Below are 5,995 nucleotides of genomic sequence, written 5' to 3'. Positions count from 1 at the left end.
CACCGGCGAAGCCGGTGCCATGCTCCGCGCTGCCTGTTTCGCGGGGCAAGCCCGCTCCCACATGGACGCGGCATTGAGCTCAAAGGTTGATCCTGCACCAAACCTGTGGGAGCCGGCTTGCCGGCGATGAGGCCGGCCCTGTCAGCATCCATTCATGCTGAGAGCTCTGTTGCCTGAGCTGGCCCCATCGCCGGCAAGCCGGCTCCCACACACACACACATACACATATACACAGTACCGTAGCATTGAGCTCAAAGGTTGATCCGATACAAGTCGCCATCCCGCGTAACGGGATAACGCTTCAATTCCAATGCCTGCGCACCCGTGCATCCACGGGTGATGTCGAAGCGCATGCCGTGGGCCGGACACTGGAGGAGGGCGCCCTCCAACTTGCCGGCGAACAGCGATGCGCCGCTGTGCGGGCAACTGTTCTCGATGGCGTGCAAGCTGCCATCAAGGTTGAACAGCACGATCGATGAACCTTCATGGTGTACAAGGGTGCGTTGCCCAACGGCGGGCACCTTGCTTTGCGGTATTTCGATGAAGCGGGCCATGGTCGATTCCAGCCAGTCGAATGCAGAAGGCCGCAACCAGGCCCTGCCGTGAGGGCCTGGTTGCGGGGCGAGCCTCAGAGGCTTGTGGCGAGCGTCTTCAGCTGGTGCTTGAGCACCTTGCCGCTTGCCGAGGCGGGCAAGCTGTCCAGCACGCAGATATGGCTGGGACGCTTGTAGGGCGACAGGCGTTCGGCCAGGAACACCTTCAGCGCGGCGACGTCGAACGCCTCAGGCATTGCGACCTGGACGAACGCGACGACCTCTTCGTTGCCCTCGACCGGCCGGCCGACCACCGCGCTGAGCACCACGCCCGGAAACGCCATCAGCGCCCCTTCGACTTCAGGTGGATAGACATTGAACCCCGAACGGATGATCAGCTCCTTGCTGCGCCCGACGATGAACAGTGCGCCGTCCGCGTCCAGGCGTGCCATGTCGCCGGTGTTCAGCCAGCCGTCGGCGTCGAGCACGTCAGCCGTCTGTTCAGTGGCACGATAGTAACCCTTCATCACGTTGGGCCCGCGCACCCACAGCTCCCCGACTTCACCGTCCGCCACCGTGGCGTTGCGCGCGGTATCCAGCAGGCGTACCTCCAGCCCCGGGATCGGCCGGCCGACCGAGGTGTCCTGGCGGGGCTCGTCGATGCGCGTCTGGCTGACCGTCGGCGAACTCTCGGTCAGGCCGTAGCCGTTGTGCAGGGGCAGGCCGAAGCGCTGCTCGACCGCCTGCTTGAGCGGCAGGTCCAGCGGTGAGCCCCCGGCATACATGAAGCGCAGGTCGGGTGCCTGCAACTGCAGTTGCCCGCTGTCGGCCAGCTCCAGCAGCCTGGCGTACATCGCAGGTACTCCCTGCATCAGGGTGATGCCGTCCTCGCGCAGGGCGCGTGCCAGTTGCTGGGGGTCGAAGCGTGCTTCGAGCTGCAGCGCGGCACCGGCGAACAGGCTGGCCAGGCACACCGCCGACAGGCCGTAGACATGGGAAATCGGCAGCACCGCATAGACCCGGTCGTCGGCACTCAGCTGGCGCAGCAGGCTGGCGGAATGGGCGATATAGAGCAGGTTGCGATGGGTCAGCATCACCCCCTTGGGGCTGCCGGTGGTGCCGGTGGTGTAGATCATCACGGCTACCTGGCCTGCCGGGTCGCTGTGCACAGGCTCAGCGGTGCATGCCGCGTTGAGCGGGCCGAGATGGTAGTTGCCCAGTGCCTTGATCGTGCGCTGCTCGGCGCCGGCTTGTGCAGCGTGGGCAGCCGCATCGCGCGAGACGGCGCTGGTGTACAGCACCCGACGGGCGCCGCAATGCTCGCGGATGTTTTCCAGCTCGCCTGCCGACAGGCGCGCGTTGACCACCACCGACCAGGCGCGCAGCCGGCTCAGGGCGAGCAGCGAGGCCACCAGCAAGCTGCAGTTCTCGGCCACCAGCATGACCCGATCGCCAGCACGGACACCGTCGCACTCGAAGGCTGCGCCCAGCTGTGATACGGCCTCGCGCAGTTCACCGTAGCTGAGGGTTTCGCCCTGCTCGTGCAGGGCAGGGGCATCGGTGTGCTCCGCTGTGTGGCGGTCCAGCAGCTGGTGCAGATAGTCCGGCAGGCCGGCCAGTACGTCTTCACGGGTCAGCATGTCACTGGTGCTCCGCGCGACGGATGAGGTTGCGGGCGATCACCAGTTGCTGGATCTGCGTGGTGCCTTCGTAGATGCGGAACAGGCGCACGTCGCGGTAGAAGCGTTCGATGCCGTATTCGCTGACGTAGCCGGCGCCCCCGAAGATCTGCACCGCGCGATCGGCCACCCGGCCGCACATTTCCGAGGCGAACATCTTGCAGCACGACGCCTCCATGGACACATCCTGCTTCAGGTCACGCTTGCGCGCGGCGTCGATCACCATGCAGCGGGCGGCGTAGATATCGGCCTGGCTGTCGGCGAGCATCGCCTGGATCAGCTGGAACTCGGCCAATGGCTGGCCGAACTGCTGGCGCTCCAGCGCATAGGTCAGCGCGTCGGCGAGCATCCTTTCGGCAGCGCCGACGCAGATGGCGGCGATGTGCAGGCGACCCTTGTCGAGCACCTTCATGGCCGTCTTGAAGCCGACCCCCTCGACCCCGCCGATCAGGTTGGCGGCGGGAATGCGGCAGTTCTCGAAGATCACGTCACAGGTATGCGCGCCTTTCTGACCCATCTTCTGGTCGATCTTGCCCAGCGACAGCCCAGGCGTGTCGGCGTGGACGATAAAGGCGGAAATCCCGCCGGCCCCCTTGATCTCGCTGCTGGTGCGAGCCATGACGGTGAAGATGCCAGCCTGTGGCGCATTGGTGATGAAACGCTTGGTGCCGTTGAGCACATAGCTGTCACCCTCGCGCAGCGCACGGGTGCGCAGCGAGGCGGCATCGGAGCCGGCGCCAGGCTCGGTGAGGGCGAATGCGCCGATCAACTCGCCGCTGGCCATGGCCGGCAGGTAGCGCTGCTTCTGCGCTTCGCTGCCGTCGAGGATCAGGCCCTGGGAGCCGATGCCATTGTTGGTGCCGATCAGCGAGCGGAACGCCGGCGAGGTCTTGCCCAGTTCGAAGGCGACCAGCACTTCCTCTTCCATGCTCAGGCCAAGGCCGTCGTAGTCCTGCGGGATACACAGGCCGAACAGTCCCAGCGCCCGCATTTCCTCGACGATGTCGGGGGGAATGCGGTCGTGCTCCGCCACCTCGGCCTCGGCGGGCACCAGCCGTTCGCGGACGAAGCGCGACAGGTTGTCGAGCAGAAGATTGAGTGTTTCCTGATCGTTGATCATGCAAGACCTCTTGTTGGAATTGTCAGCCCAGACTGGCTTCTACAGTGCGCACCAGGTGCGATAGGCGTGGCCCCAGGTCGTCCTCCAGCATGTGCTGGCGCAAGGCGAATGCCGGGCCCCCGCAACTGAACGCGACAACCCCGGAACCATCGGGTTTTACGAGTGGGACGGCGACAGCGTTGATGTCTTTCTGCCAATCGCCGCAGGACAGGCAGAAGCCCAGGTCCTGGTACTGGCGAAAGGCTCTTTCCAGTTGTTCGCAGAGGGCCGGCCAGTGCTCCGGGTTGCGCGCACGCAACTGGTCGAGCAGCACGTCGCGCTCGCCCTGGGGCAGGGCGGCCAGGTACGCGCGGCCCATGGCGGTGGTGGCCAACGGCACCCGAGCGCCGACGTCCAGGCGCAGGGTCAGCGGTCCGCTGCCCTGGCAGTTTTCCAGGTAGACCATGCTCAGGCGATCACGGGCACCGAGGGACACCGAGCTCTGGGTCTGCTCGGCGAATTCGGCCATCAGCGGGCGGGCCAGGCGGCGGATGTCCAGCCCGCTCAGGTGCGCATAGCCCAGGGCGAGCACGCCGGTGTCCAGGGCGTACTTGCCCAGGCTCTCGACGTACTGCAGGTAGCCCAGGCGCACCAGGGTGTAGGTCAGGCGCGACACGGTGGCCTTGGGCAGGCCGCTGCGCAGGACCAGTTCCTGGTTGCCCAGCAGCCGTTCGCCGGGGCGGAAGCAACGCAACAGCTCAAGGCCCCGGGCCAGTGCGGTGACGAACTGGCGGTCCTGGTCGAGGCCTTGCTGGTCGAGTTCGGTATCGAAAACGTTGCGCTTGGTCATGGTCGTTCCTCATGCGTCGGGCGGTGGGCTCGCGATCGCCGGCCGGACTCTGGCACAGGCTGAAAGCGATAGTCAATAAATCGAAATGCAGTTTCGCACAGCGGAACTTGCGTGACCAGCGGTAAACCCATGCACTGACGAATATCTCGCTTAGCCCCCATTGCAAATTGAGGCGCCACTTGCGTAGGCTAAATTTTATTGCAAAACACAGTTTTGCAGAGCGGAACAAAATAAGAAGAGGCTGGTATGGAAGAGACGTGGATCGATCGCCCCTTGCCTGGGGTGGCGCGGATATACCTGAACCGGCGGGAGGCGCGCAACGCGCTGAACCAGGCGGTGCGTGAACAGCTGGCGGAGCATTTTCGCAAGCTGGGCGCCGACCCGAGTGTCCGCTGCATCGTCCTCAGCGGTGGCACCCAGGTGTTTGCCGCAGGCGCCGACATCCGCGACATGGCCGAACGCGGCGCCGTGGAAATGCTGCTGCGCCAGACGCACTTGCTGTGGGCTGCCATCGCCGATTGTCCGCAACCGGTCATCGCCGCCGTGAACGGCTTTGCCATGGGCGGCGGCTGTGAACTGGCCATGCATGCCGACATGATCATCGCCGGGCGCAATGCCGTCTTTGCCCAACCCGAAGTGCGCGTTGGGGTAATGCCGGGCGCCGGTGGCACCCAGCGGCTGACCCGTGCAGTCGGCAAGTTCCAGGCCATGCGCATGCTCTTGACCGGCATGTCGGTGAACGCCGAGCAGGCGTTGCGCATGGGGCTGGCGAGCGAGGTGGTGGAAGACGATCAGGTGCAATTGCGGGCGCTGGAACTGGCCGAGCAGATCGCCGGCTTGCCGCCCTTGGCAGTCAAGCAGATCAAGGAGGTGGTGCTGGCCGGCCAGGACGCCTCGCTGGACACCGCGCTGATGCTCGAACGCAAGGCTTTCCAGTTGCTGTTCGATTCGGCGGACCAGAAGGAAGGCATGCGCGCCTTCCTGGAAAAACGCCCGCCGACCTATTCGGGGTATTGAGCATGCATCCACGCGAAATTACCCGCATGGCCGTGGTCGGTGCGGGCGTCATGGGGGCCGGTATCGCCCAGCTGGCGGCCCAGGCCGGAGTGACCGTGCAGTTGTTCGACAGCCGTGACGGCGCAGCCCAGGCCGCGCGGCAAGCGATTCTGGCGACGCTGGCAAGCCTGGCGGCCAAGGGCCGGCTGAGTGCGCAGCAGGTCGAGGAGGCCGGGCGTCACCTGAAGGTGGCCGCTACGCTGACGGAGCTGGCCGACGCCGAGCTGGTGGTGGAAGCGATCGTCGAGCAACTGGAGGCCAAGCGCGCCCTGTTTGCCGACCTCGAAGCCGTGGTTGCCGACGATTGCCTGCTCGCCACCAACACCTCGTCGCTGTCGGTCACCGAAATCGCCGCCAAGTGCCGAGTGCCGGGGCGTGTGGGCGGCATGCACTTCTTCAACCCGGTGCCGCTGATGAAGATCGTCGAGGTCATCGACGGCCTGCAAAGCGCAGCCTGGGTCGGCCAGACCCTGCTGGCGCTGGGCCGGCGCCTGGGTCACAGCGCGGTGCATGCCCAGGACACGCCGGGGTTCATCGTCAACCATGGCGGCCGCGGCTACGGCACCGAAGCCATGCGCGTGCTGGTCGAATCGGTGACCGACCCGCTGACCCTCGACCGCATCCTGCGTGAGCAGGCGGGGTTTCGCATGGGCCCGTGCGAGTTGTTCGACCTGACCGGCCTGGATGTCTCGCACCCGGTGACCGAGTCGATCTACCAGCAGTACTACCAGGAGCCGCGCTACCGGCCCACGCTCATCACCCGCCAGCGGCTGGGCGC

At 65.7% G+C, this 5,995-nt stretch carries 6 protein-coding genes; 2 read left to right on the top strand and 4 right to left on the bottom strand.

Annotated elements, in window-relative coordinates; all coding sequences use genetic code 11:
- Nucleotides 1–251: 251 nt before the first annotated feature.
- The 4 genes from PMI38_RS20835 to PMI38_RS20820 all read right to left on the bottom strand — a co-directional run bounded on the left by PMI38_RS20835 (nt 252) and on the right by PMI38_RS20820 (nt 4,161).
- A complete protein-coding gene (locus tag PMI38_RS20835) occupies nt 252–554 on the bottom strand; it encodes a Rieske (2Fe-2S) protein (RefSeq protein WP_008098296.1) in 303 nt (100 codons plus the stop codon).
- A gap of 74 nt (nt 555–628) precedes the next feature.
- On the bottom strand, nt 629–2,173 hold the full coding sequence (locus PMI38_RS20830; protein WP_008098295.1) for a class I adenylate-forming enzyme family protein: 1,545 nt from the start codon (nt 2,171–2,173) through the stop codon (nt 629–631).
- A 1-nt stretch (nt 2,174) separates the two neighbouring features.
- Nucleotides 2,175–3,332, bottom strand: coding sequence for an acyl-CoA dehydrogenase family protein (locus PMI38_RS20825; protein ID WP_008098293.1), 1,158 nt, complete (start codon nt 3,330–3,332; stop codon nt 2,175–2,177).
- 22 nt (nt 3,333–3,354) lie between these two features.
- Nucleotides 3,355–4,161 carry an IclR family transcriptional regulator gene (locus PMI38_RS20820; protein WP_008098291.1) on the bottom strand — a complete coding sequence of 269 codons (807 nt, stop codon included), beginning with the start codon at nt 4,159–4,161 and terminating at the stop codon, nt 3,355–3,357.
- Between the two features lie 246 nt (nt 4,162–4,407).
- On the opposite strand from PMI38_RS20820, the gene PMI38_RS20815 reads away from it, so the two are divergent.
- Both PMI38_RS20815 and PMI38_RS20810 read left to right on the top strand, forming a co-directional pair.
- Nucleotides 4,408–5,178 (top strand): enoyl-CoA hydratase, encoded by a 771-nt coding sequence (locus tag PMI38_RS20815; protein ID WP_008098290.1) that lies wholly within the window; start codon nt 4,408–4,410, stop codon nt 5,176–5,178.
- Between the two features lie 2 nt (nt 5,179–5,180).
- Nucleotides 5,181–5,995: 3-hydroxyacyl-CoA dehydrogenase NAD-binding domain-containing protein (locus tag PMI38_RS20810; RefSeq protein ID WP_008098288.1), on the top strand; the 815-nt coding region annotated here is incomplete at its 3' end.

Origin of the sequence: Pseudomonas sp. GM84 (genome assembly GCF_000282535.1) — a bacterium.
GTDB lineage: Bacteria > Pseudomonadota > Gammaproteobacteria > Pseudomonadales > Pseudomonadaceae > Aquipseudomonas.
The sequence above is the reverse complement of the archived record's forward strand: the minus strand, read 5'-3'. Positions and strand labels throughout refer to the sequence as shown.

Excerpts from the sequence above, each read along its gene's own strand:
- PMI38_RS20835 (WP_008098296.1), bottom strand. The coding sequence starts at position 554 with ATGGCCCGCTTCATCGAAATACCGCAAAGCAAGGTGCCCGCCGTTGGG.
- PMI38_RS20830 (WP_008098295.1), bottom strand. The coding sequence starts at position 2,173 with ATGCTGACCCGTGAAGACGTACTGGCCGGCCTGCCGGACTATCTGCAC.
- PMI38_RS20825 (WP_008098293.1), bottom strand. The coding sequence starts at position 3,332 with ATGATCAACGATCAGGAAACACTCAATCTTCTGCTCGACAACCTGTCG.
- PMI38_RS20820 (WP_008098291.1), bottom strand. The coding sequence starts at position 4,161 with ATGACCAAGCGCAACGTTTTCGATACCGAACTCGACCAGCAAGGCCTC.
- PMI38_RS20815 (WP_008098290.1), top strand. The coding sequence starts at position 4,408 with ATGGAAGAGACGTGGATCGATCGCCCCTTGCCTGGGGTGGCGCGGATA.